The organism is Yersinia mollaretii ATCC 43969 (assembly GCF_013282725.1).
Taxonomy (GTDB): Bacteria; Pseudomonadota; Gammaproteobacteria; order Enterobacterales; family Enterobacteriaceae; genus Yersinia; species Yersinia mollaretii.
This window is the reverse complement of the sequence record NZ_CP054043.1, coordinates 3164775-3186032: the sequence shown is the minus strand read 5'-3', so window position 1 is coordinate 3186032 and position 21258 is coordinate 3164775. Positions and strand designations below refer to the sequence as shown.

The window sequence follows — 21258 nt, the reverse complement described above, 5'->3', positions numbered from 1 at the left end:
TGCAAATCAAAGACTTAGCTACAATCAACAAGTTACCAAACACGATGGCGGGTTAGTTTGGGTTGTTGTGGGGATGGTAGTCACAGTAATCCAAGCTAAGTTTAATACTCAGAAAAAATCCAACGTAATACTAACTCATACTTAATACACCCCAACGCTCACAGAATAATATCGAAGTCCCTATCAGGGGAAAGAAGGAATAGGAGAAAACACTGTCCTAAACGGGAGGCATAGCCCAAAGCACTTCAAGGTCTACATCATCACTGCTGGGCCGATGCTGCTTCAGCAGCGGGTCAATTTTCAAGATCATTGGCAAGTCAAATGCCGTTCCTGTAACCACACAACAGCCTTTGGCTAGCGTAGGGATGAGAGCCTTAGAACTAGAATCCAAGGTGCTGATTGTATTGTCTAGCAGCATAAGGTCGCGATCGTTCACCAACCGATGTATGAAGAAGTTATGAATTTGGGAAACAATGGTAGGTGAAATGTCGGCTGGCCGCTGACTGGAGAGTGTGAGGTAGACACCATACTTACGCCCCTCCTTGATGATTTCCTCAAAGAGTTCAAGTCGGTAGTCTTTCCAAATTTCATGCTCACGAGTGGACTGCTCTGACAAAATGTTATGTGCCTCATCAATGATGAGGTGAAGGGTCCTGCTTGGCGGACTCTTCAGATTCTCCGCATCCTTGTGATTCGTGTAGAAATTCTTGGCAATGAGCAATGGCAAGATCTTCTTGATCTCATTCTTACATTTCTTCAAAGAGAAAACATGCAAGAGATGTGGTGGTGGTGGATCATTAACGATTTCAAGGACATTGCGAAGAGCCGAGGTGGATGATTTGGCCCTAGCAAGCACTGGTTGAATATGCTCGTATTGAGCATAGCCGAACACGACATCTGAACAAAGTTGGAGGTAGCACCTCAAGATGAGTTCATCGAACTGGTCAATTCCATCCAAATTAACATCTTCATCAATGATGGGCTTGATGTTAAGGTCAAAGCCATTTCCATTTGAGTTGTAGTAAGTGCCGTTGCTGTGCCTGAAATACTTATCTCTGTTATAATAAATGATTCCCTTTAGATGATCTTGCAACGAATAGCAGTCAATCATCCGCGCAATTTCACGGCTCAGGTCCAACGCATCTGATTTCGCCTCACCTGTACTAAACACTTTCTCAAAAACCTTTTCCACATATCTTTTGAGCGGAACATCCTTAAATTTTTCCTTGCCAGACAGGACTCGGCGCAAGAACGGTTGCTGTGTGTTGGTGGTAGCTTGGAACAGGAGACTCAGAGTTTCTACATCCCAAAAATGAGCAGCTTCAACCTTGAATTTATGCTCAGCTTTTTTAGAGTTTAGCGCAACTATCAGCTTGTCCTTGGCTGGAAGGATCTGGTCTTCAGTGTATTCGCCATTGAAATCAATGATAACAAACTGACTATTGCCATTTAGTGCAGAGAGCCTCTCGTTGAATAAAGTCGTGTAAAGCTTAGCTAGGGTATTAGATTTACCGCTTCCAGTGTTGCCGAAGATGCCTAGATGGCTATTAAATAACCGTGTCCATGGCAAGTTGATGGGGACGTTCTCTTTGAGCATGGACCCAATGGAAAAACCAGTTTTGCCCTCTGTCCCATAGATTTTCCCAACCATGAGTTCGCTGATTAGAGATGCCTTATCCCTAATCATCGGCATGTACTTCACACCTTCAAAAAACTTGTCATCCACTATGTAGCCTATGGGCCGGACATCAACTTTTCGGATGTAATGGGTCTTCACGGCATCTGCCTCAAGCTTTTTTTCGTCCAAAAACTCGCCTTCAACAAGGCAGACAATGTCTATGAAACCTCGTTGGATGGTGATGTGCTCCCTGAGTGAAACCCCCCGATACTTAATGCCTTCGTAAAAGATGGTCTCATGGTTGGAATCTTCAAAAATACGAAGGGAGATGCGCACCCCACTAACTGCTATGACTTCACCTACAACGATACTCATATCAAATCCTCGTCTTCAGCCAAGACTGGTGATTCATAGTCCTCTGGCTTGAGAGAAAAGATATACCTATTGAAGTTGGTGAAGTCCATCTTCAAATCTTCCGGCGGTCCAATGACCTTGACGTTTTTCCATAGCTTGAATTCTTCACGCATGCTGTTCGCGCTCTCGTCGCTGTAACAGCAAATGAAAGTTTGAAGTTGCGGGTTGGAGAGGGAGCGTTGGACAAGCCTGAGAATGTGCTCATCAGCAAATGAAAAGCCAAATGTGATGAGTATGGCATTTGGTTTCTCAAGCTCATAGCTTAATAGCCTGAGCATCTGGTAGTAGTGCTCTTCAAAAACAGTCTCGTGAAATTTCCACTTAGTGGGGTTCACTATGGGGAGCTTGTTGTACTCATCCCAGAAGGTTTCCATCTGCTCTTTACTGAAGGGCAAGGCGGGTATGTCTTCGGTCTTGTTGTCTTTGGTACTAAGGAACACCGAGTATCTGTCTAGCTTTTCGATTGTTTCTCTTGCCAAAAGGTTATGGAAATCATTACGGTAATTGACTTCAATCTTCTCAGCGCTTTTGGACCAGTAGACCGAACCATGAAGGTGAATAATGTTCAGCTGGGGGATACCGTAGTTGCTGCGCTCAAATATTCCGGTTTGACATTGGAACGTACTGAAGTTCTTGGAATGCAAGTGTTTCCGGTGAAATCCAGAGGTGCCATCGTTCACCACAAAATCATGCGAGCCTTTCATGAGAATGCTGTCGGCCATATGGGCTAGACAGCCATCATAGTTAGTGGTGAAGATATTGATCTTACGGTTGAGGTCTTTCCTTCTATCCAGTAGTCCTAAAAGAGTTGTCAAGAAATTCTCATAGTTTTTGAGATTTTCTTTTCCTTTATCTGAAGTGATGGAACTTGGATTAAAGGTCTGTACAGGAAAAATGCACGTGTTGTAATAGTGCATGAACAACGCAGTTCGCTTCTCAGGCAAGGTTTCAAACTTCGTGGCAAGTGTCTCAATCGTTTCCCTATTCCCTTGTGCGTCTTTAATAGCGAGTGCCAGCGTAGGGAACAAGTCTGCTGAAGCACCTGAGCCTATCAGTATGTTGATGTTCTTGTTGTATATGTCCAATGGCACAATCGACTCAAACATACTTGCCTCTCTTATTTAACTCCGTAGGATAGTCAATATCCAGATCACCACGTTGCGCTAATTGTTCACGTTCAAAGCGCAACGCCTCACCGCGAGTAACAAAGGTTTTCCTAACCCGCTTACTATCACGGCCATCTGAGTAAAAATCACAGACCCACTTCCCATTGGGTAACTTCCGTACTGCCATAAATAAGTCCTCAAGAATAATCCCTTGGGCCTATTTACTGTATATAAAAACAGTAGTCAATGTTTGATATGTAGCGCGACAAACATCTGATTAAAAACTAACGCGTACAGGTTTTCTTTGATTTACTAATAGAGCCATCATTACAGACAAACCTCTCATTTTCACAATGAGATACCCCACCCTTTTTACCAGAGCAGGGGGGATTTCTAGCAATTGATACCGTTGGTAAAGACAGAAGCAAAACACCAATAATAGCTGTAGTTAAGAACTTCATCACAACTCCATGTATGTTCGCCAATCAAACAGCAAAACTCTTCCATTGTTCTTCACTAATGATTTTTAAAGGGACACCCTTTTCATCACGATAGTTAATAGCTAACTCTATTTTTCTGCCAAAGCTTTGGAAACGCCAATCACGGGAACTTAAAGTACCAATAATCAGGTAGTCTATTTTTTGAGTTATCGTATCCACAACAACGCCACCGGCAGCTTCTATATCTGTCTTGCATTTATTGCGGCTACCACATAGAAACTTACCTGTAAGACAGACTACAGCATCCTGTAAATCAATATTATCCACGTGCTCAATAGGCAATCGTGTTGCCATTCCATCTACAACTCCGTTAGCTATATCACAACCGGTAAAATCAATCAGCGCTTGTTTTAAAGCTTCTCTTTCATCTGGAGTTATAACGCCATCGGCTAAAATATCCTTGACTAGTTTATACAACTCTTTACCGGGATAATTATTTTTCAACATACCATTCTGAGAAAGCCACCAGTCAAGATAGCGGACTTCGCTTTCTATCAATTGGTGATTTGCCAGCATGCCTTTGCATAATCCCTCAAGCAAATGCTGGTCTGATTCAGATGAGTAAAGATCGATATCTGGCGTGTCTAGTAAGTTCTGTTGGATGTCAATCAGGTCAATTTTAAACTGAGCTAACTCTTCTTTTTCAATAACACCATCGTCTAAAATGGTAGCTATTTTTGTTCGAATCGCATCGACACAATAATTTTCACAAATAATTTCAGATTCTAATAACCATGTATCTAAAAAGACCAGTTCTCGTGTATCTACTTCACCATCGCAGGTAATACCTTCGATCATATTGATTAGGTTGGTTAACAGTTTTTCTCTATTGCGTGAGTAGTTAAAAACACTGAGTTTCTTATCCATAAAGACTCCGTGAAGCTACAAAAAATTATTCAGAATTACATATCAATAGCCTGTAATTTCCCCAACAACTTTAGCCAAAATACTGACCTCACTAACCGGCCAATTGACATCATTGATACGCCATACATCACCCGGTAAACGGGTAATATCACTGATAGATGCAACCCCCGCTTTTTCAATCAACCAAAGGCCATCAGTAACTTTCTTGAATTGATGCTCAACCAGAAATGAACTCTTGGCATTAGGTGAAGAAATCAACTCAGGTTCATCTATCTGTACTGGAAGTAATTCAGGATCAAGTAATACGGGGCTGGCATCGGTTAACAATCCATCAACCAACTTTCTGTGCTGAATTAATTTAGCGTGTTCTTTTTCATTAGTAGCTTTATCGGCTTCCCACGGTTCTCCTTCCCCAGTAGCTAACCATTGCAAAGATGCACCCGTTTCAAGTGCGCACTGAACAATTTCTTTGCCGGGAAAATACCCACGTTTGATCCACGTGCTTACTGTTCCATGACCAACACCTATTTTTCCTACAAGCTCACGTTGCGTTGAAAAACCGTAGGCTTTCAATAACCTATCAACAACAGCTTGTCCGCCACTAAAAACCATTCAACATTCCCGCCAAAATAATATTGACTCGTACAACTTTGAGGATTAAATTCCTCATTATTGAACAAAGACACAAATTAACCCGCATTAACCACACATTACAGGATGCACCATGATTCAAAACCTTGCAATCACAGTAACCTCTCCTTATTTATCCCTGCCTGAGTTCTCAAAATTGAGCGGGATCCCTTATGAAACCTGCCGTGGCATGGTGAAAGATGGTCGTTTACCTATCCGCCAGAAAGTTCGCAAAATGGAAAAGGTTCTCGTAAATATGATCGCTCTCACTAAAGAAGCGGCAAACCAGTAATGTTCAATATTCAAATTTGCCAACTAATTGTCGGCATATGTGAGGAAGTAAGCCATGTTTGATTTTTCAGTGTCCAAACATCCGCACTTTGACAACGCCTGCCGTCAGTTTGCTTTAAAGCACAATTTAGTCGAGTTGGCAGCAAACGCAGGGATCTCAGCGCAAGTGTTGCGTAACAAATTGAATCCTGACCAGCCACACCGCCTGACCGTTGACGAACTACTGTGCATCACCGACCTGACCGAAGACCCAACGTTATTAGACGGCCTGCTGTCACAAATCAATTGCATGCCGTCAGTGCCAGTCAATGAAGCCTGCCCCGGTAATATCCCGACTTATGCGCTACATGCTACAGCCGCCGTGGGTTCTATTGCTGCCGCTGCGGTGCAAGGTAATCACAAAACAGCATTCAGCAAATCTGCTCTGCTGGATAGCGTCAATACTGCGATTCGCCATCTGTCACTGATTGGCCTGACAGTGCAGGCGCGCATTCAATCAACCCCCGCGCTTGCTTCAACCGTTGATGTTATTAGCGGCTTGAGTGCTGTCGCTGGTTTGAGTTGAGGTGTCTTTATGATTATTTCTATTGCTCCACTGTTGAAACAGCAAAGTCCGGTAAACCTGCGTCATTTCGGTAACGGTGTGCTGGAATTGAAGAGCGGCCAGCGCTGGAAACCGGGAAGTAATCAAAAGGCGCTTTTACAAGAATTGTCCTCTGCAAAGAAGACGCCAATATTATGTCGTCTGTTCGGACGTTGATTGGGGGTTATATGCTGCAATTAACGGAAGCTGAAAAATTAAGAATGACGGGTATTGCTCGTATTGCTGAATTAAAAGAAACGCATTTCCGTAATAGAAAGAATGTTGCTCAGGAGGCTTTTGATAAATCACCGGCACATTTGCGTAAAACAATCTGTTTTCATGCTGGGTTAAAAAGCCGTCATGTGAATATGCAGTTTTCAGAATTAACGCCAGCAGAAAGAGAATCTGTTGTTGAAACGTTGAATTACTTAATTGAGTTTACTCGTTCGTTGCCGTCATTTGTCAGTAATGATGACTGCGCACTGAATATTATTAATTAATTATCACCGCAATATATGGCGTTCTACTCGCCGGGTTTCTTATTGCCTAAAAACAGGAATTACCGATGAAGGATATAAAGCAACAAGCGGAATTAATAAGATATGAACGTTCGCCTGTAGCTATGAACTCACTGGAGTTATTGCTAAATGAGGCTCGGATTGATGAACGAAAAAATCAGGCGGCACTTGTCTCATCTCGTTTGGAAGAAATCGCAAATCAAATTTTGAATCGTGAACTAAATGGCGTAGAAGCTGCTGAACTGCTTAATCAAATCGCTGAGCACATAATCACTCAGTCTTATGACCAGCATTAATAATATGCGTGGCCGTATTACCCCAACAGCGCCGTTACCCTATCCGGGCAGTGGCGCTGCTGTTCCTGCTTACGCCTACCCCGGCAGTAAACCGCGCCAAACCCTTGCACCTGCAAGACCGCTTACCCGTGAACAACTGATTCAGGGGCAAGCTGTTTTAGCCAATATCAATAATCTGCCCCACTTCCTGCGTAGCCAGTTTATTTCTCGCTATCAATACCTGTTAGCCAATAAAGGGTTAAACGACGCTAATAAATGGCTGGTGTTTGTTTTTGACCAGCGTATCTGGCCGCGTATTCAGGTGGTCAATAGTAAAAATGTTATGCGCCTCAGTGCGTCAATGAGCTTTTCCACTGATGCCCCAACCTATGCCAGCCTAGCGGGTATGCATGATAAAGAGCTGCGCCGCTTTGCCCGCAAAATCGGCGATGAGTTAATGGTGGCGTACAACCATCATTATGATGAATGCATTAAGGCTAATCAGGGTGACAGGGCTGTTTTATTGCAGGCTGATACACAGGTACGCATATTCGGCGATCTTGCCAGAATGGCGCGCGCTTTTAATATCACGCCGATGCACTGGCGCAAATACCTGAAAGGCCGGTTAGATATCACCTCTGCTATCCGTGTGCCATTCTTCCCGGCTAACGCATTCATGATCACCCGCCTCGATAACCTGTCTATTTACTGGCTGGAAGACTCACACCGCCGCCATATCGATGAGAACGCCAAGCGTGACCGCATCGAAAACTATGAATCCATTAAACAGGATTATGTGGTGGAGGATTACGCCTGCGGCTGTCTGGTGGAAAATATCGAGATTTTATCGCCGCCGAAAAAAGAAGACACCGAAGCAGCGGACAAATCCAACTTTGATCGTCTTGCTGATGCACTGGTTGAAGCGGTGAAAACAGCCTCCGCACCTACCGTTACCGACGAGGGTAAATAAGCCATGACCAGTCCTGCGCGCCGCCACTTTATCCAACAGTCGGCTATTGCCGCCTCACAGCTACGGGATAACCCGTTACGCCATGCCACCGGCTACGAGCTGATGTTGCTCAAGCTCAATGAAGATAAACGCAAGCTGAAACAGGTGCGTTCAAACGAGCGTAAAGCCGAGCTGAAGCGGCAGTTATTGCCGGACTATCTGCCGTGGGTATCGGGTGTATTGAGTGAGGGGAAAGGCGCGCAGGACGCCATTTTAATGACCATCATGATTTGGCGTCTGGATGCCGGGGATATCCCCGGCGCACTGGATATCGCCCGTTATGCTCTGCGTTATCAGTTAGTGCCAACAGACCGTTTTACTCGTTCTACCGCTTACCTGATTGCCGAGGAAGTGGCCGAGTCTGCCGGGCGAGCCTATGCCACCGGTAAGCCGGTTGACGTTGACCACCTGCTGCAAACCATTGAGCTGATGGAAGAGGAAGACATGCCCGACCAGGTGCGGGCCAAACTGCACAAAATGACCGGTTATGTGCTGCGTGACAGTGACCGGGGAGAACTGGCCCTGAGCCACCTTCACCGCGCACTCCAACTGCATACCGGTTGTGGCGTCAAAAAAGACATAGAGCGACTGGCCGTGAAGTTAAAGAACGCCGCCAGCCGCTAACCCGAACGCTCCCCGAGCCGGGCGGCACGATGGCCGCAACAGAGTTTACCTTGTTAACGCCGTCGTCCACCGCCCACCCATTCTGATATTGAGGTTGCCATGACCACTGTTGTTATCCCCGCGCCACGGCCAGACAAAACGGCCGAACCGGTGATTGAAAATACCTTTTTCTGGCCTGCGGTTGACCCGATAAAACTGCGTGAGCTGTTGCGCCTTGAGGGAACCATCACCGCCGAGCGCCTGCGCTTTACCATCAAAGGCGCTATTGCCGAGGTTAACGCTGAACTGTACGAGTACCGCCGTGACCAGATGGCGGCAGGCTTTAAAACACTGGCCGAGGTACAGGCCGAGCAACTGGACGGCGAGAGCATCCAGTTGGCCGAGTACCAGCGTGCGGTCTGTGCCATTACGGCCGCACTGTTGGCCGAGCGTTATCGCGGCTATGACGCCAGCGCGCGCGGTGATAAACGCGCGGAAGCCATTGAAAGTACGGTTGATGAGTTGTGGCGTGATGCGCGGATTAGCATTCGCAACATTGCCGGTAAGCCTCACAACATTATTGGCCTTATCTGATGCAGGTCAACGCGTTGCAAGGCGACACGCTCGACGCATTGTGCTGGCGCTATTACGGCCGCACGCAAGATGTGCTTGAGCAAGTCTATGACGCGAATCCGGGGCTGTCGGAACTGGGGGCCATTCTGCCGCATGGTTATCCGGTGGAGTTGCCCGACATGGCCCCGGCGGCCCAACGTGAAACCGTTCAATTATGGGATTGAAAATGGAGAAATTTAGCTCTGCGGTAGCCTATGTCTTGGCGCTGGTACTGGCGTTTATTGGCGCACTGAGTCCGCAAGATATCGCGTTTTATGTGGCGGCGGTGGCCGCTGCGGCGACCTGTTTTATCAACTGGTACTACCGGCGCAAGAGCTATTTCTTGCTAAAAGAGTTGGCTATCAGGCGGGAGGTGTTCGATGAACTCAATCGTTAAGCGCTGTCTGGTCGGGGCGATTCTGGCGCTGGCCGCCACCTTGCCAAATTACCAGACGCTCAACACATCGCCCGCCGGGCTAAAACTGATCGCCGATTATGAGGGCTGCCAGCTCAACGCCTACCAATGTAGCGCCAACGTCTGGACAAATGGCATCGGTCACACGGCCGGCGTTAAGCCGGGCAGTGTTATCAGTGAGCGACAGGTGGCGGTCAATCTGGTCGCTGACGTGCAGCGGGTCGAACGGGCTATGGCGGTGTGTATGCCGGTTGCCATGCCGCAACCGGTATATGACGCGGTAGTGTCGTTCGCCTTTAACGTCGGTACGGGGGCTGCCTGTCGCTCGACGCTGGCCTTTTATATCAACAAGAGTGACTGGCGCAGCGCCTGCAATCAGTTACCGCGCTGGGTATACGTCAACGGCGTGAAAACCAAAGGGCTAGAGCGTCGACGCACCACCGAGCAAACACACTGCCTGAGCGGGGTCTGATATGCGCATAGCCATGATGGTGATAGTCGCGTTACTGGTTGCACTGGGGTGGTATGCCAACAGCCTGAGCCACGATATCGACAGTGCTAACCGGATTATTGGCACTTTATCCGCTGGGATTGAGAACCGGGACAGCGCGATCACCCGCCTGCAAGATGAGGCCCGGCTACAGGCAGACAATGAGCGGGCATTACGGCAATCACTGAGCCACGCCAGCACCTTGTCATTATCTCGTGAACAGAGAATTCAAAGGTTACTCAATGAAAATAAAGTCTTGCGTGATTGGTTCGCTACTGCTTTGCCTACTGACGTTATCCGGCTGCACCAGCGCCCCGCGTTCGCCAACCCCAACGATTATTTACGTTGGCTGTCCGACGGTGAGCAGTTGCCCGCTGCCGGGCAGCACACCGGCGGTTAACGGTGATTTAAGTGCCGATATCCGCCAGTTAGAAACCGCACTGGTGGCCTGCGGGCTGCAAGTGGAAGCTGTTAAACAGTGTCAGGAACAACACCATGTTAAAACCCAAACTGTTACGCCAAGCCTTAACCGACAGTCTGCAACTGTTCCAGACTAACCCGGAGCGGCTGAAAATGTTTGTTGATGGCGGGCGAATTGTCTCAACGCTGGCCCCGTCGCTGTCTTTTGAAAATCAATATACGCTGACGCTGTTTATTGAGGATTTCCCCGATGATGTTGATTATCTCTTTGTGCCGATACTGGCATGGCTACGGGAACATCAACCGGACATCATGGCAACAGAAGAAAAACGCCACACCGGTTTTATTCATAAGGTTGATGTGATGAGCGATGTGTTGAGTGATATCCGTATCGACCTGCAACTGACTGAGCGGGCCATTGTGAAAGAGGTAGACGGTGCATTGCATGTTAACCATGCGCTGGAACCGGCGTGGCCGGGTACGCCAACACGGCCAACAGCCATCTACTTTAACGGTGAAACGGTCAAATGAATGAGTTGAAACCCTTTGATGATGCATTGGCCGGGCTGATTGCCAGTCTGACCCCAAAGGCGCGCAAAGCGCTGGCGGTGACAGTTGCTAAACACCTGCGGGCCAGCCAGCAACAACGCATTAAATGCCAACAAGCGCCCGACGGCACCCCGTATGCCGCCCGTAAATCTCAACCATTGCGTAAGCCAAAAGGCCGTATTAAAAGGGAAATGTTCGCCAAGTTACGCACCGCCCGCTATATGAAAGCCAACAGTAGCCCTGATGGGGCTGTGGTCGAGTTCGCCGGGCGCGTGGAACGGATGGCGACAGTGCACCATTTTGGCCTGCGTGACCGTCCGAACGTACACAGCAAAGATGTGCAGTATGACGAGCGGCCGTTGCTCGGTTTCAGTCAGCAAGATCTCAACTATATTCATGATCAAACGCTAGAATTCATCTCTTCAATGTTATAGATATTTAAATTATTCAAATGAATTGAATTTAAGCTAAAACAAAGCTAACTTAAATAACCACAGACAACAGAAGGATAAAAATATGAACCTGGCAATTATTATTGGCGTTAGCGAATATAATAACGAAACAAATCTTCCCGCATGCTTAAATGATGCAAATATAGTTAATGAAATTGTAAGCTACAGTAAAAAATACAATGAAATATTATTTATTAATAAGCAGACGACTAGCGCCAGTGTCAAAAATCAAATATCTGAATTCATTCGACGTCATGAAGGAATAGCCGTTGATGAGTTTTTCTTTTACTTTAGTGGGCATGGTTTATATGATGGTAATGAGTTTCACTATGCAATGACAGATTGTGACATTAAAAAATTAAAGCAAACAACACTTGAAAACTCAGAAATAGATCTTCAGATTAAATCTTTATCACCAGAACTAACTGTAAAGGTAGTTGATTCCTGCCAAGCAGGAGTATCATACATAAAAAATCTAGATAGCTTTAATAAATATCTAGATGATAAAGCTAAAGGGTTTAATCGCTGCTACTTTATGCTTTCTTCGCAATCGCACCAATCATCATTTGCAGATATACATCTAAGTTTATTTACAAAATCCTTTATAGAAGCCATAACAAATATAAAAGTAGATGATGTCAGATATAAAGATATTATCGATTTCATATCAGATGACTTCACTCAAAATCAGCGTCAAACACCTCTATTTGTTAGCCAAGCTAATTTCACTGAAATATTTTTGACGGTGGAAAGCGATTATAAAATACTCTTAGCCAATCAACTTAAAGATATTGCTAGTGTACAGTCAAATAAAGTCACCAACCTTAATTTATTAGAGAGAATTAAAATTGATGCAGAGCGATATCTTTCTCAAGAGGAAGCAATGGCAGTTATGAACTCAATAAAGCAATGTTTATTTAATAAAAAATTTTTTGACTATGACGGTAAAGATATTTATACACTGGAAGCCTCTGAGGTCGATAATTATAAAAGAATACCTAACATTGACTCTATCGCATCATGGGCAAGTAAAAATGAAAGATCTTTTTTTGTCAAGGCGTTATATGAAAAAACAACTCGCAAGATCAAAGTACCAAAGTCAAAAAGACTTGGCTCACTATTTTTTGCAGCGACGATTGGTGCGGGCAATGCCGAAAGTGATTATGATATAATAGAAGAAACTGTAAATTTACCAGTAAGCATAGATAGTACTGTCGACATCCCATTCATTGCATTATCACTAAAGGCGAAATCTGAATATGAAAATATAAATAGTTCTATACTTTATATATTACCTATAATATCAAGAACGGCAATTATAATATTCAGCTTTCAGTGCCATTATAAAAAAATAAACTGGTCAGATGAAAGGGAAATATATGAAAGTCAAAAATGGTCATCATCAACCTTTGAGTTAATTAAAAAATTAGATATTTTAGATTATGTGAACAAATTACTGATTGAATTTGAAAATTTCTCCTTAGAACCTATAAAAAATGAGTTGGGAATTATTGATGAGGAGCGAACAGACACTCCCCCCTCTCAATAGTAATACAGTAAGAAGAAAGAAATATTTTGTATTAAATTTATTTTACGTTGTGTCACACGTAGTACATCTCAACTTAATTGAGGTATGCCGAGTAAATACGGCATCCTCAATCACATGAACACTCAAACCCAAATCACTGAAATTCTGCGCCTGCTGCGCAACCTGATCCGTATTGGTACGGTGGCCGAGGTCGATCTCGACAATGCCCTGTGCCGTGTGGCGACGGGAGACAATACCACCGGCTGGTTAAACTGGCTGACGCTGCGCGCCGGTCAATCGCGATCATGGTGGGCACCGTCTGAGGGGGAGCAGGTGTTGATATTGTCCCTCGGCGGCGAGCTGGATACCGCCTTTGTGCTGCCGGGCATTTTTTCTGATGACTTCCCGCCGCCGTCGGCCTCGGCGGATGGCCTGTATATCGCCTTTCCTGACGGTGCCACGTTGCACTACGAGCCTGAGAGCGGCGAGTTGCGGGCTGATGGCATCAAAACGGCGGTTATCAATGCCAGTGAATCGATAAATGCCACCGCCCCCACTATCACCTGTGCCGCATTAGTCAAAATCCTGCTGGATACACCCGAAGTGGAATGCACCAACAACCTGACCACCGGCACGTTGAACGTGAAGAAAGGCGGCACGATGAGCGGCAACATTGACCATTCCGGCGGCAAGTTCTCATCCAATGGCGTGGTAGTTGATAACCATGACCACGGCGGCGTCTTGCGCGGCGGGGATTATACGGAGGGGATTAAATGACCACTGTCACCTATCTCGGCATGAGCCGCAACGCCGGGCAAACCATTACCGACGCTGACCACATCAGCCAGTCTATCGCTGACATTCTTATCACCCCTGTGGGTTCGCGGGTGATGCGCCGTGCTTATGGTTCGCTGCTATCGGAGCTGATTGACCAGCCACAAAATCCGGCCCTGCGCCTGCAAATTATGGCCGCCAGTTACAGTGCCATTTTGCGCTGGGAGCCGAGGGTCAAACTGACTGGCATCACCTTTGAAACCACTTTTGACGGGAAAATGGTGGTTGATATCACCGGCACTCGCACCGATAGCGCGGCCCCCCTCTCTTTAACCATCCCTGTGAGCTAACCCTATGGCAACCATTGACCTGAGCCTGTTACCGCCGCCGTTTGTGGTGGAAGAACTGGATTATGAAACCCTGCTGGCCGAGCGTAAAGCCACGCTGATATCTCTTTACCCGGAAGAACAGCGCGCCGCCGTGGCCCGCACGTTGTCGCTGGAGTCGGAGCCGCTGGTCAAGTTGCTACAGGAAAACGCCTATCGCGAGGTGATATTGCGCCAGCGCGTCAATGATGCGGCCCGCGCGGTGATGGTGGCCTATGCCGTCGGCAGCGATTTAGACCAGCTCGGCGCAAATAACAACGTTGAGCGGCTGGTTATCACCCCGGCAGACCCCACGGCCATTCCGCCGATTGAGGCGGTGATGGAATCTGACAGTTATTTCCGGGTGCGTATCCCGCAAGCCTTTGAGGGCTTGAGTGTCGCCGGGCCAACGGGTGCGTATGAATATCACGCCAAAAGTGCTGACGGCCGTGTGGCCGATGCCTCGGCAATCAGTCCGACCCCCGCCTGTGTCACGGTCACGGTGTTATCGCGGGATGGCAACGGCGAAGCCTCAGCCGAACTGCTGGCCGTGGTTGAAGCCGCGCTGAATGATGAGAACACGCGGCCGGTGGCTGACCGGGTGACGGTGCAATCGGCCCACATTGAAGATTATGAGATTGACGCGGTGCTCTATCTGCATCCGGGGCCGGAGGCTGAGCCGGTGCGCCTTGCGGCTGAGAAGAAACTGACTGCCTTTGTCACTGCACAACGCCGCCTTGGTCGCGACATTCGCCTATCGGCTCTGTATGCCGCGCTGCATGTTGAGGGTGTCCAGCGGGCGGTAATTAATGCCCCCCTGGCTGATGTGGTGTTGGATAAAACCCAAGCGGCCTATTGTACCGGCAGCAACATCACTGTCGGGGGTACGGATGACTGACCGTTTATTGCCTGTTGGTTCTTCTGTGCTGGAAGTGGCCGCCGCGCGCGCCTGCGCCGAGCTGGAAAATACCCCGGTTCCGATTCGCCAGCTCTGGAACGCCGACACTTGCCCGCTACCACTGTTGCCCTATCTGGCGTGGGCGTGGTCTGTTGACCGCTGGGATGAGAACTGGCCGGAAGCCACCAAGCGTGAGGTGGTGAAGTCCTCGCAGTACGTCCACAAACACAAAGGCACCATTGGCGCAATTCGTCGGGTGGTTGAGCCGCTCGGCTATCTCATCAAGGTGATTGAGTGGTGGAAGACCAACGAAACACCCGGCACCTTTCGCCTCGATGTAGGTGTATTGGAAACCGGCATTACCGAGGAAATGTATCAAGAGCTTGAGCGGCTGATAGACGACGCCAAGCCATGCAGCCGTCACTTAGTCGGCCTGTCCATCAATCTCGACAGTAGCGGCCCGCTGTATATAGCCGCCGCCAGTTACAGCGGTGATGAACTGACCGTATACCCGTATTTACCTGAAACTATAACCGTGACCGGCGAGGGTTACGCCAGTGCCGCAATCCACATTATCGATGACCTGAGAGTGAACCCATGACAGCGAGATTCTTTGCTTTACTGACCAATATTGGTGCGGCCAAGCTGGCGAACGCCACCGCGCTCGGCACCCGCTTAGAGATTACCCAAATGGCGGTCGGGGATGGCGGCGGAACCCTGCCAACCCCTATCCCGGCACAAACCAAACTGGTGAATGAGCAGCGCCGCGCCGCCCTTAACATGCTGACCATTGACCCGATTAACACCAGTCAGATTATTGCTGAACAGGTTATCCCTGAGACTGAGGGCGGGTGGTGGATCCGTGAAATTGGCTTGCTGGATAAAGACGGTGACTTGATTGCCATTGCCAACTGCGCCGAAACTTATAAGCCACAATTGCAAGAGGGCAGCGGGCGCACCCAAACCATTCGGATGATTTTAATTGTCAGTAGCACGGCTGCTGTCACGCTGAAAATCGACCCGTCAGTGGTGCTGGCTACGCGCAAGTATGCTGATGATAAAGCGATTGAGGTTAAGCAGTACGCTGACAACCTGCTCACCGAGCATGAGAAATCACGCAATCACCCGGATGCCAGTAAGACCGAAAAGGGCTTTGTTAAATTAAGCAGTGCCACAACCAGCGATAGCGAAGTGTTAGCCGCCACGCCGAAAGCGGTCAAAACAGTCGCCGAAGCAGCAGCGAAAGCATTGGGAGACCACGGCAAAGACGCTAATCCGCACGACCAGTATTTTCAGATTGCCAATCTGTTATCTGAGATTAAAGCACTGGGGCCAGCCGCACTGGCTGAGACTCTCGCAAACCTTGGTCTGGGAGAAGCTGCGAAACGCGGGGTAGGAACGGAAACAAATGACATCCCTGACATAGCAATTAGTGATAAGCGTTACATTAAAGTTAACGCAGAAAATACCCGGTTATGGGTGTCAAATGAGTACACGCCAGTTAATAACACAATGACAATTTCCGCTCATGGGTTGACGGGATTAAATTTACTGCGCTGCAAATGTGATGTTGTTCTAAAGCGAGCCGTTGCAGGAGATGGCTACGCTGTTGGGGATGTTGCACTTTCAGCCTCGTTAACCATCAATGCGGTTGCATATCATACGTTATCCGTTACGCCCAGCTTATCGTTAACAGACATACGACTGTTTACGCCGGTTACTGATACCAGTATTTCAGGCATTGAATTTATAAACCGAACTACTGGGGCATTAGTCACCAATTCCCCTGTAAGTAATTGGCGCTACATTTTTAGAATTTGGTATTAAGCGGAGGTTATATGGGTAGCATAGAAATTAAATTCTATATCAACGCGGACGGTTTTATTTATACCGGAGATAAAATAGATGGCGCTAGAGAGGCAACGGAATCAGAAATAAAGTCTCATTTAGAAACTTTGGTCGAGGCAAATACCGAGAGCAAAATTGAGTAATGAAACGTTGGTTTAGGCGACGCGGCTAAAAAGGGAATTGCATCAAATGCGGAAATGCAGGTGGGAACAGCGGATAAGCTGGTTTCACTGGTTGGGTTAATGAGTATTTTCGGTAAACGAGCTTTCTCTGAAAATGACTACATTCGCATACCTGATGTTCCAGGTGGATTAATTTTGCAGTGGGGGAGAGTTGTAATACCCACAACCGTTAGTGAAAAGTCGGCAAAAATCACCTATCCAATCCAGTTCCCAACTGCTGTTTTCTCTATCACCGGCACATCTTGCATACCCGGAGATAATTATATGGATGGCGGTGGTGATTTCCCTGTTTTCCAGCATATAGGAGGAGTAACTGGCTGTACTGTATGGGCGTTTGAGCGCGTTCTAAACGCAACGGTTGGCGGTTTTGTCGCATATTTTGTTATTGGATATTGATATGAAAATATTTTTCAGCCCCACAATACTTGGTTTTCGTACATTAGATATGGTCGAAGATGGTAGCTATAGTGATAGTTATGGCGATTTTGTTGAATTGTCTGATAGCGAAAGGCTCAACTATTGGAAGCAATCACCACCCTGCGGAAAAACATTGGGTGTTGCTACTGGGCGTCCTGCGTGGGTGGATTTACCACCGCCGACACATGAGGAATTGGTCGCCAGCGCTATTGCTAAAAAGAACCAGTTAAAGGCTGCTGCCGATTCAGAAATTGAATGGCGTCAAGATGCTGTTGATGACGGCAGTGCAAGCGAAAAGGAAATAGTGGATCTTGCGGCGTGGCGTAAATATCGATTGGCGTTGATGCGGATTGATACATCAAAAGCGCCGGGTGTCGAGTGGCCCGAATCGCCACAATAATTAATACACCGGGCTTAATTGCCCGGTATATTTTACATAACTAAATAGTATCAGGTAGAGTATCAGCAAGTACCCACTCGCCACCATTAGTAGCAATATGCTCTGGTGTTGGACGCGGGCCAGACATTAATATCCAGCCCTTGGTATCAATAGCTAACCCTAATTCAAATGAAAACTCCGTTGAGTCATCTTTTTTTCCAAAATATTTATTCATTAATCCACCGTTTTAATTCTTACGCGATAAGGGGCTGATGTTACTTGCGCGTTAATTCCATGCGGGTTCCCCGCGCTTGAGCTACTTGTTGTCACTTCTAACCCACCCGATTGGATTATTATAAAATCATCTGATGAGCCGGAACCGTATGGGTATGCTGAAATACCACTACCAAAACCAGCTACGTTGGGGTTATAAAGCCAACCCGTCGCGCCCCATTTCCCTGCAATTAGAACCTCAACTAATGCTTCAACTCGCCTGCTAGGGAACGGATTTGCAATGGCCTTTCTTATGTTTTTGGTCATTATCGCCGGTGCTGATTCTGTACCATCAGGGTATGAAATTATGAATTTTGGCAACTTAGCGCTGATGTCGCCCAAACCAACGTTTTTTAGCCTTGGATATTTCCCCGCCCATTTTTATCACGGCTTACTTGTGACAAACTTTATCTATTTAACGAGGGTGATAAGGTGCTTATTGGCTATATCAGGGTATCAACAAATGACCAAAATACAGAACTGCAACGCAATGCGCTGGTTAGTGCAAATTGCGAACAGATTTTTGAAGATAAAATAAGCGGAAAGTCATCTGATCGTCCGGGTTTAAAACGCGCAATGCGTACAATGTCCGAGGGTGATACGTTGGTTGTATGGAAACTTGACCGCTTGGGCCGTAGTGTTCGCCATTTAATAGCGCTGATAGAAGAATTAAAGACCCGAGGGGTACACTTTCGCAGTTTGACCGACAGCATTGATACTGGTACGGCAATGGGGCGTTTTTTCTTTCATGTCATGTCTGCATTGGCTGAAATGGAACGTGAACTTATCGTCGAGCGCACTCGTGCTGGACTGGCAGCAGCTAGGGCTGAGGGGCGAATTGGGGGGCGTCGTAGGATAATGACAACTGAAGTGATTGAGCGGGCCAAGCGCATGTTTGCAAATGGTGCCAGCCTCCATCAAGTCGCTTTGGTTCTTGATGTGTCACCGAAAACTATTTACAAGTACATTCCAGCAGAAGAACGCCGCAATCTAATATAAAAATCATGCAATGAGAAACCCATTGGTTTCTCATGTTCCAGTGCTCTATGTATCACGACCTATTTTTCTCGGTTTTTCTCGTTGTGCCAGCCACCACAAAACACCCATTGAATGCCCCCTGCGCGGTAAGTCGTCACCATACTCTCACCCTTAACCAACGGAGAGTTACCCCATGGGTGATTACCATCACGGCGTCCGCGTTCTCGAAATCAACGAGGGGACGCGTGTCATTTCCACTATTTCCACCGCCATTGTCGGCATGGTCTGCACCAGTGACGATGCTGACGCAACCGCATTCCCTCTCAACACCCCGGTACTGATCACTGATGTGCGCGCCGCCGCCGGTAAAGCCGGTAAGAAAGGCACGCTGGCCGCGTCATTGCTGGCGATTGCTGAACAGTCGCGCCCGGTTACCATTGTGGTGCGAGTGGCTACCGGCAAAGATGAAGCCGAAACCACGTCTAATATTATCGGCGGTGCTGACGAGAACGGCCGCTACACCGGTATGAAAGCGCTGTTAGATGCGCAATCAGTCACCGGCGTGCGTCCGCGCATTCTTGGTGTGCCGGGGCTGGATAACCAACAAGTGTCTACTGCGCTGGCGAGTATCTGCCAGCAGTTGCGCGCCTTTGGCTATATCAGCGCTTATGGCTGCAAAACCCTTTCCGAAGCTATCCTGTACCGTGACAATTTCAGCCAACGCGAGTTGATGTTGATTTGGCCGGACTTCCTGAGCTGGAACACCACCGCCAACAGCACAGATATTGCTTATGCCACCGCCCGCGCCCTCGGTCTGCGCGCCAAGATTGATACTGATACCGGCTGGCATAAAACCCTGTCTAACGTCGGCGTAAATGGCGTAACCGGTATCTCTGCCAGCGTCTACTGGGATTTGCAGACCGTTGGCACTGACGCTGACTTACTTAACAAAGCCTGTGTAACAACGCTAATTCGTAAAGACGGCTTCAAGTTTTGGGGGTCGCGTACCTGTTCTGATGATCCACTGTTTGCCTTTGAGAACTACACCCGCACCGCGCAGATTCTGGCCGACACCATGGCCGAGGCGCAGTTGTGGGCGATAGACCGCCCGATGCACCCGACGCTGGTCAAAGACATGATTGGCAGCATCAACGCCAAATTCCGCGAAATGAAATCCGCCGGGCTGATTATTGACGGCGCTTGCTGGTATGACGACAGCGCCAACGATAAAGACACCCTGAAAGCGGGCAAGCTGTTTATCGATTACGACTATACCCCAGTGCCACCACTGGAAGATTTAACCCTGCGCCAGCGTATCACCGATAAATATTTGGTGAACTTTGCCGCCGCCGTCAACAGCTAAGGAAAACTGACTTATGGCACTGCCACGTAAGCTGAAATTGATGAACCTGTTTAACGATGGCTGGGATTACATGGGGATCGTGTCCGCCATCACCCTGCCGAAACTGACTCGCAAGCTGGAGAACTACCGGGGCGGCGGGATGAATGGCGTTGCGCCGATTGATTTGGGTCTGGATGACGATGCGCTATCCATGGAGTGGTCGATGGGCGGCCTCGACGAGCTGGTGTTGCAGCAATGGGGAACGCCTAAAGTTGACGGGGTTCCGCTGCGCTTTGCGGGCGCTTATCAGCGTGACGATACCGGCGAAGTGACAGCGGTAGAAGTCGAAATCCGTGGCCGTCATAAAGAGATTGATGGCGGCGAATCCAAGCAAGGGGAAGACACTGAAACCAAGGTATCCACCCAGTGTACCTACTACAAGCTGACCATTGACGGCAAGGTGGTAATGGAAATTGACGTGGTTAACCTGATTGAAATTGTTAATGGCGTAGACCTGCTGGAAGCGCAACGCAAGGCCATTGGCCGCTAACCCCTGACGGCCAGTGTTACCCGCTGGCCCTCCCTGACTGAATTGGAAAAAACCATGAAAAAACTCACTGTTAAAACTGAAACCATCGCCGAGGTTAACGAGAATGTGGTGGTACTGGAAACACCGCTAAAGCGTGGCGATACCCTGATTACTGAAATTGAAGTTTACCGCCCGAATGCCGGGGCGCTGCGCGGGGTGCGGCTTTCAGATGTCGCTCATTCTGATGTGGATGCGCTGATTGTGGTGTTACCCCGGATCACGACACCGACACTGACCGCCGCAGAATGCAGCCGCTTGGAATTGCCGGATTTAGTGGCGCTGGCGGGCAAGGTGATTGGTTTTTTGTCGCCGAAACAGGGGGCGTAACGCTCG

Annotated in this window: 35 protein-coding genes and 1 pseudogene; 28 read left to right on the top strand and 8 right to left on the bottom strand. The window is 47.9% G+C overall.

The window, feature by feature from the left end; all coding sequences use genetic code 11:
* Positions 1–217: 217 nt before the first annotated feature.
* From HRD69_RS14180 to HRD69_RS14160, 6 genes and pseudogenes are all read right to left on the bottom strand, one after another.
* On the bottom strand, positions 218–1993 hold the full coding sequence (locus HRD69_RS14180) for an ATP-binding protein (protein ID WP_032814925.1): 1776 nt from the start codon (positions 1991–1993) through the stop codon (positions 218–220).
* A complete protein-coding gene (locus HRD69_RS14175) occupies positions 1990–3138 on the bottom strand; it encodes an SIR2 family protein (RefSeq protein WP_032814927.1) in 1149 nt (382 codons plus the stop codon). The genes HRD69_RS14180 and HRD69_RS14175 overlap by 4 nt, the downstream gene beginning before the upstream one ends.
* A 28-nt stretch (positions 3139–3166) precedes the next feature.
* Positions 3167–3325: pseudogene (locus tag HRD69_RS14170) on the bottom strand (site-specific integrase); the annotation flags it as partial.
* A 97-nt stretch (positions 3326–3422) separates the two neighbouring features.
* Entirely contained in the window at positions 3423–3599 is a 177-nt protein-coding gene (locus tag HRD69_RS20875) for a YdcA family protein (RefSeq protein WP_483053299.1), read from the bottom strand.
* A gap of 24 nt (positions 3600–3623) precedes the next feature.
* Positions 3624–4505, bottom strand: coding sequence for a BRCT domain-containing protein (locus HRD69_RS14165; protein ID WP_004875924.1), 882 nt, complete (start codon positions 4503–4505; stop codon positions 3624–3626).
* 42 nt (positions 4506–4547) lie between these two features.
* Entirely contained in the window at positions 4548–5117 is a 570-nt protein-coding gene (locus HRD69_RS14160; protein ID WP_004875925.1) for a phage repressor protein CI, read from the bottom strand.
* Between the two features lie 112 nt (positions 5118–5229).
* Between HRD69_RS14160 and HRD69_RS14155 the strand changes: the two genes are divergently transcribed.
* The 24 genes from HRD69_RS14155 to HRD69_RS14040 all read left to right on the top strand — a co-directional run bounded on the left by HRD69_RS14155 (position 5230) and on the right by HRD69_RS14040 (position 17764).
* Positions 5230–5427 (top strand): DNA-binding protein, encoded by a 198-nt coding sequence (locus tag HRD69_RS14155; protein ID WP_019079169.1) that lies wholly within the window; start codon positions 5230–5232, stop codon positions 5425–5427.
* Between the two features lie 54 nt (positions 5428–5481).
* On the top strand, positions 5482–5991 hold the full coding sequence (locus HRD69_RS14150) for a phage regulatory CII family protein (protein ID WP_004705374.1): 510 nt from the start codon (positions 5482–5484) through the stop codon (positions 5989–5991).
* A gap of 9 nt (positions 5992–6000) precedes the next feature.
* A complete protein-coding gene (locus tag HRD69_RS14145; RefSeq protein ID WP_071984859.1) occupies positions 6001–6186 on the top strand; it encodes a phage filamentation protein Fil family protein in 186 nt (61 codons plus the stop codon).
* 11 nt (positions 6187–6197) lie between these two features.
* Positions 6198–6509 (top strand): hypothetical protein, encoded by a 312-nt coding sequence (locus HRD69_RS14140; protein ID WP_004875926.1) that lies wholly within the window; start codon positions 6198–6200, stop codon positions 6507–6509.
* Between the two features lie 122 nt (positions 6510–6631).
* Positions 6632–6823, top strand: coding sequence for a DUF2732 family protein (locus tag HRD69_RS14135; RefSeq protein ID WP_004875927.1), 192 nt, complete (start codon positions 6632–6634; stop codon positions 6821–6823).
* Complete coding sequence (locus tag HRD69_RS14130) at positions 6810–7772, top strand: P2 family phage major capsid protein (protein WP_032814932.1); 963 nt, start codon at positions 6810–6812, stop codon at positions 7770–7772. The genes HRD69_RS14135 and HRD69_RS14130 overlap by 14 nt, the downstream gene beginning before the upstream one ends.
* 3 nt (positions 7773–7775) lie before the next feature.
* Positions 7776–8435: a phage terminase small subunit gene (locus HRD69_RS14120; RefSeq protein WP_004875929.1), complete on the top strand. Its 660-nt coding sequence runs from the start codon at positions 7776–7778 to the stop codon at positions 8433–8435.
* A gap of 99 nt (positions 8436–8534) precedes the next feature.
* Positions 8535–9008 carry a head completion/stabilization protein gene (locus HRD69_RS14115; protein ID WP_004875930.1) on the top strand — a complete coding sequence of 158 codons (474 nt, stop codon included), beginning with the start codon at positions 8535–8537 and terminating at the stop codon, positions 9006–9008.
* The gene (locus tag HRD69_RS14110) at positions 9008–9211 is read left to right on the top strand and encodes a tail protein X (RefSeq protein ID WP_011192217.1); all 204 of its coding nucleotides are present in this window, start codon (positions 9008–9010) and stop codon (positions 9209–9211) included. The genes HRD69_RS14115 and HRD69_RS14110 overlap by 1 nt, the downstream gene beginning before the upstream one ends.
* Before the next feature lie 2 nt (positions 9212–9213).
* Complete coding sequence (locus tag HRD69_RS14105) at positions 9214–9423, top strand: HP1 family phage holin (protein WP_004875931.1); 210 nt, start codon at positions 9214–9216, stop codon at positions 9421–9423.
* Positions 9407–9913 (top strand): lysozyme, encoded by a 507-nt coding sequence (locus HRD69_RS14100; protein WP_032814933.1) that lies wholly within the window; start codon positions 9407–9409, stop codon positions 9911–9913. Before HRD69_RS14105 ends, HRD69_RS14100 begins: the two co-directional genes overlap by 17 nt.
* Before the next feature lies 1 nt (position 9914).
* The gene (gene lysB, locus HRD69_RS20630) at positions 9915–10331 is read left to right on the top strand and encodes an Rz-like lysis system protein LysB (RefSeq protein WP_004875933.1); all 417 of its coding nucleotides are present in this window, start codon (positions 9915–9917) and stop codon (positions 10329–10331) included.
* Positions 10219–10488 (top strand): Rz1-like lysis system protein LysC, encoded by a 270-nt coding sequence (gene lysC / locus HRD69_RS20510; RefSeq protein WP_244262999.1) that lies wholly within the window; start codon positions 10219–10221, stop codon positions 10486–10488. The genes lysB and lysC overlap by 113 nt, the downstream gene beginning before the upstream one ends.
* Entirely contained in the window at positions 10427–10882 is a 456-nt protein-coding gene (locus tag HRD69_RS14090) for a phage tail protein (RefSeq protein WP_004875934.1), read from the top strand. The genes lysC and HRD69_RS14090 overlap by 62 nt, the downstream gene beginning before the upstream one ends.
* A complete protein-coding gene (locus tag HRD69_RS14085; protein WP_032814935.1) occupies positions 10879–11334 on the top strand; it encodes a phage virion morphogenesis protein in 456 nt (151 codons plus the stop codon). Before HRD69_RS14090 ends, HRD69_RS14085 begins: the two co-directional genes overlap by 4 nt.
* A gap of 82 nt (positions 11335–11416) precedes the next feature.
* On the top strand, positions 11417–12901 hold the full coding sequence (locus HRD69_RS14080; RefSeq protein ID WP_004875936.1) for a caspase family protein: 1485 nt from the start codon (positions 11417–11419) through the stop codon (positions 12899–12901).
* Between the two features lie 114 nt (positions 12902–13015).
* Positions 13016–13657: a phage baseplate assembly protein V gene (locus HRD69_RS14075; RefSeq protein ID WP_032814936.1), complete on the top strand. Its 642-nt coding sequence runs from the start codon at positions 13016–13018 to the stop codon at positions 13655–13657.
* Positions 13654–14004, top strand: coding sequence for a GPW/gp25 family protein (locus HRD69_RS14070; RefSeq protein ID WP_032814938.1), 351 nt, complete (start codon positions 13654–13656; stop codon positions 14002–14004). Before HRD69_RS14075 ends, HRD69_RS14070 begins: the two co-directional genes overlap by 4 nt.
* 4 nt (positions 14005–14008) lie before the next feature.
* Positions 14009–14917: a baseplate assembly protein gene (locus HRD69_RS14065; protein WP_004875939.1), complete on the top strand. Its 909-nt coding sequence runs from the start codon at positions 14009–14011 to the stop codon at positions 14915–14917.
* Positions 14910–15518: a phage tail protein I gene (locus HRD69_RS14060; RefSeq protein WP_032814940.1), complete on the top strand. Its 609-nt coding sequence runs from the start codon at positions 14910–14912 to the stop codon at positions 15516–15518. Before HRD69_RS14065 ends, HRD69_RS14060 begins: the two co-directional genes overlap by 8 nt.
* A complete protein-coding gene (locus HRD69_RS20625) occupies positions 15515–16744 on the top strand; it encodes a phage tail protein (protein WP_244953500.1) in 1230 nt (409 codons plus the stop codon). Before HRD69_RS14060 ends, HRD69_RS20625 begins: the two co-directional genes overlap by 4 nt.
* Positions 16745–16755: 11 nt before the next feature.
* Positions 16756–16908: a hypothetical protein gene (locus HRD69_RS14050; RefSeq protein ID WP_004875943.1), complete on the top strand. Its 153-nt coding sequence runs from the start codon at positions 16756–16758 to the stop codon at positions 16906–16908.
* Between the two features lie 60 nt (positions 16909–16968).
* Positions 16969–17343: a gp53-like domain-containing protein gene (locus HRD69_RS14045; protein WP_172984621.1), complete on the top strand. Its 375-nt coding sequence runs from the start codon at positions 16969–16971 to the stop codon at positions 17341–17343.
* Position 17344: 1 nt separating this feature from the next.
* Entirely contained in the window at positions 17345–17764 is a 420-nt protein-coding gene (locus HRD69_RS14040; protein WP_032814942.1) for a tail fiber assembly protein, read from the top strand.
* Between the two features lie 40 nt (positions 17765–17804).
* Here HRD69_RS14040 and HRD69_RS14035 read toward each other — a convergent pair whose 3' ends face one another.
* Positions 17805–17978 (bottom strand): hypothetical protein, encoded by a 174-nt coding sequence (locus HRD69_RS14035; protein WP_153802291.1) that lies wholly within the window; start codon positions 17976–17978, stop codon positions 17805–17807.
* Positions 17978–18283 carry a hypothetical protein gene (locus tag HRD69_RS14030; RefSeq protein ID WP_172984620.1) on the bottom strand — a complete coding sequence of 102 codons (306 nt, stop codon included), beginning with the start codon at positions 18281–18283 and terminating at the stop codon, positions 17978–17980. Before HRD69_RS14030 ends, HRD69_RS14035 begins: the two co-directional genes overlap by 1 nt.
* Before the next feature lie 165 nt (positions 18284–18448).
* On the opposite strand from HRD69_RS14030, the gene HRD69_RS14025 reads away from it, so the two are divergent.
* The 4 genes from HRD69_RS14025 to HRD69_RS14010 all read left to right on the top strand — a co-directional run bounded on the left by HRD69_RS14025 (position 18449) and on the right by HRD69_RS14010 (position 21252).
* Positions 18449–19015, top strand: coding sequence for a recombinase family protein (locus HRD69_RS14025; RefSeq protein ID WP_004875944.1), 567 nt, complete (start codon positions 18449–18451; stop codon positions 19013–19015).
* A 172-nt stretch (positions 19016–19187) separates the two neighbouring features.
* Complete coding sequence (locus HRD69_RS14020; RefSeq protein WP_004875945.1) at positions 19188–20357, top strand: phage tail sheath protein; 1170 nt, start codon at positions 19188–19190, stop codon at positions 20355–20357.
* 13 nt (positions 20358–20370) lie between these two features.
* Positions 20371–20886, top strand: a complete 516-nt coding sequence (locus tag HRD69_RS14015; RefSeq protein WP_004875946.1) for a phage major tail tube protein — start codon at positions 20371–20373, stop codon at positions 20884–20886.
* Between the two features lie 54 nt (positions 20887–20940).
* A complete protein-coding gene (locus HRD69_RS14010; protein WP_014609032.1) occupies positions 20941–21252 on the top strand; it encodes a phage tail assembly protein in 312 nt (103 codons plus the stop codon).
* Positions 21253–21258 lie beyond the last annotated feature (6 nt).

Coding starts and splice junctions, on each gene's coding strand:
- HRD69_RS14080 (WP_004875936.1), top strand. CDS start 11,417: ATGAACCTGGCAATTATTATTGGCGTTAGCGAATATAATAACGAAACA.
- HRD69_RS14020 (WP_004875945.1), top strand. CDS start 19,188: ATGGGTGATTACCATCACGGCGTCCGCGTTCTCGAAATCAACGAGGGG.
- HRD69_RS14050 (WP_004875943.1), top strand. CDS start 16,756: ATGGGTAGCATAGAAATTAAATTCTATATCAACGCGGACGGTTTTATT.
- HRD69_RS20875 (WP_483053299.1), bottom strand. CDS start 3,599: ATGAAGTTCTTAACTACAGCTATTATTGGTGTTTTGCTTCTGTCTTTA.
- HRD69_RS14130 (WP_032814932.1), top strand. CDS start 6,810: ATGACCAGCATTAATAATATGCGTGGCCGTATTACCCCAACAGCGCCG.
- HRD69_RS14015 (WP_004875946.1), top strand. CDS start 20,371: ATGGCACTGCCACGTAAGCTGAAATTGATGAACCTGTTTAACGATGGC.
- HRD69_RS14135 (WP_004875927.1), top strand. CDS start 6,632: ATGAACTCACTGGAGTTATTGCTAAATGAGGCTCGGATTGATGAACGA.
- HRD69_RS14160 (WP_004875925.1), bottom strand. CDS start 5,117: ATGGTTTTTAGTGGCGGACAAGCTGTTGTTGATAGGTTATTGAAAGCC.
- HRD69_RS14035 (WP_153802291.1), bottom strand. CDS start 17,978: ATGAATAAATATTTTGGAAAAAAAGATGACTCAACGGAGTTTTCATTT.
- HRD69_RS14150 (WP_004705374.1), top strand. CDS start 5,482: ATGTTTGATTTTTCAGTGTCCAAACATCCGCACTTTGACAACGCCTGC.
- HRD69_RS14165 (WP_004875924.1), bottom strand. CDS start 4,505: ATGGATAAGAAACTCAGTGTTTTTAACTACTCACGCAATAGAGAAAAA.
- HRD69_RS14040 (WP_032814942.1), top strand. CDS start 17,345: ATGAAAATATTTTTCAGCCCCACAATACTTGGTTTTCGTACATTAGAT.
- HRD69_RS14010 (WP_014609032.1), top strand. CDS start 20,941: ATGAAAAAACTCACTGTTAAAACTGAAACCATCGCCGAGGTTAACGAG.
- HRD69_RS14120 (WP_004875929.1), top strand. CDS start 7,776: ATGACCAGTCCTGCGCGCCGCCACTTTATCCAACAGTCGGCTATTGCC.
- HRD69_RS14115 (WP_004875930.1), top strand. CDS start 8,535: ATGACCACTGTTGTTATCCCCGCGCCACGGCCAGACAAAACGGCCGAA.
- HRD69_RS14030 (WP_172984620.1), bottom strand. CDS start 18,283: ATGACCAAAAACATAAGAAAGGCCATTGCAAATCCGTTCCCTAGCAGG.
- HRD69_RS14090 (WP_004875934.1), top strand. CDS start 10,427: ATGTTAAAACCCAAACTGTTACGCCAAGCCTTAACCGACAGTCTGCAA.
- HRD69_RS14075 (WP_032814936.1), top strand. CDS start 13,016: ATGAACACTCAAACCCAAATCACTGAAATTCTGCGCCTGCTGCGCAAC.
- HRD69_RS14140 (WP_004875926.1), top strand. CDS start 6,198: ATGCTGCAATTAACGGAAGCTGAAAAATTAAGAATGACGGGTATTGCT.
- HRD69_RS14085 (WP_032814935.1), top strand. CDS start 10,879: ATGAATGAGTTGAAACCCTTTGATGATGCATTGGCCGGGCTGATTGCC.
- HRD69_RS14105 (WP_004875931.1), top strand. CDS start 9,214: ATGGAGAAATTTAGCTCTGCGGTAGCCTATGTCTTGGCGCTGGTACTG.
- HRD69_RS14065 (WP_004875939.1), top strand. CDS start 14,009: ATGGCAACCATTGACCTGAGCCTGTTACCGCCGCCGTTTGTGGTGGAA.
- HRD69_RS14060 (WP_032814940.1), top strand. CDS start 14,910: ATGACTGACCGTTTATTGCCTGTTGGTTCTTCTGTGCTGGAAGTGGCC.
- HRD69_RS14180 (WP_032814925.1), bottom strand. CDS start 1,993: ATGAGTATCGTTGTAGGTGAAGTCATAGCAGTTAGTGGGGTGCGCATC.
- HRD69_RS20625 (WP_244953500.1), top strand. CDS start 15,515: ATGACAGCGAGATTCTTTGCTTTACTGACCAATATTGGTGCGGCCAAG.
- HRD69_RS14070 (WP_032814938.1), top strand. CDS start 13,654: ATGACCACTGTCACCTATCTCGGCATGAGCCGCAACGCCGGGCAAACC.
- lysB (WP_004875933.1), top strand. CDS start 9,915: ATGCGCATAGCCATGATGGTGATAGTCGCGTTACTGGTTGCACTGGGG.
- HRD69_RS14145 (WP_071984859.1), top strand. CDS start 6,001: ATGATTATTTCTATTGCTCCACTGTTGAAACAGCAAAGTCCGGTAAAC.
- HRD69_RS14110 (WP_011192217.1), top strand. CDS start 9,008: ATGCAGGTCAACGCGTTGCAAGGCGACACGCTCGACGCATTGTGCTGG.
- HRD69_RS14155 (WP_019079169.1), top strand. CDS start 5,230: ATGATTCAAAACCTTGCAATCACAGTAACCTCTCCTTATTTATCCCTG.
- HRD69_RS14175 (WP_032814927.1), bottom strand. CDS start 3,138: ATGTTTGAGTCGATTGTGCCATTGGACATATACAACAAGAACATCAAC.
- HRD69_RS14100 (WP_032814933.1), top strand. CDS start 9,407: ATGAACTCAATCGTTAAGCGCTGTCTGGTCGGGGCGATTCTGGCGCTG.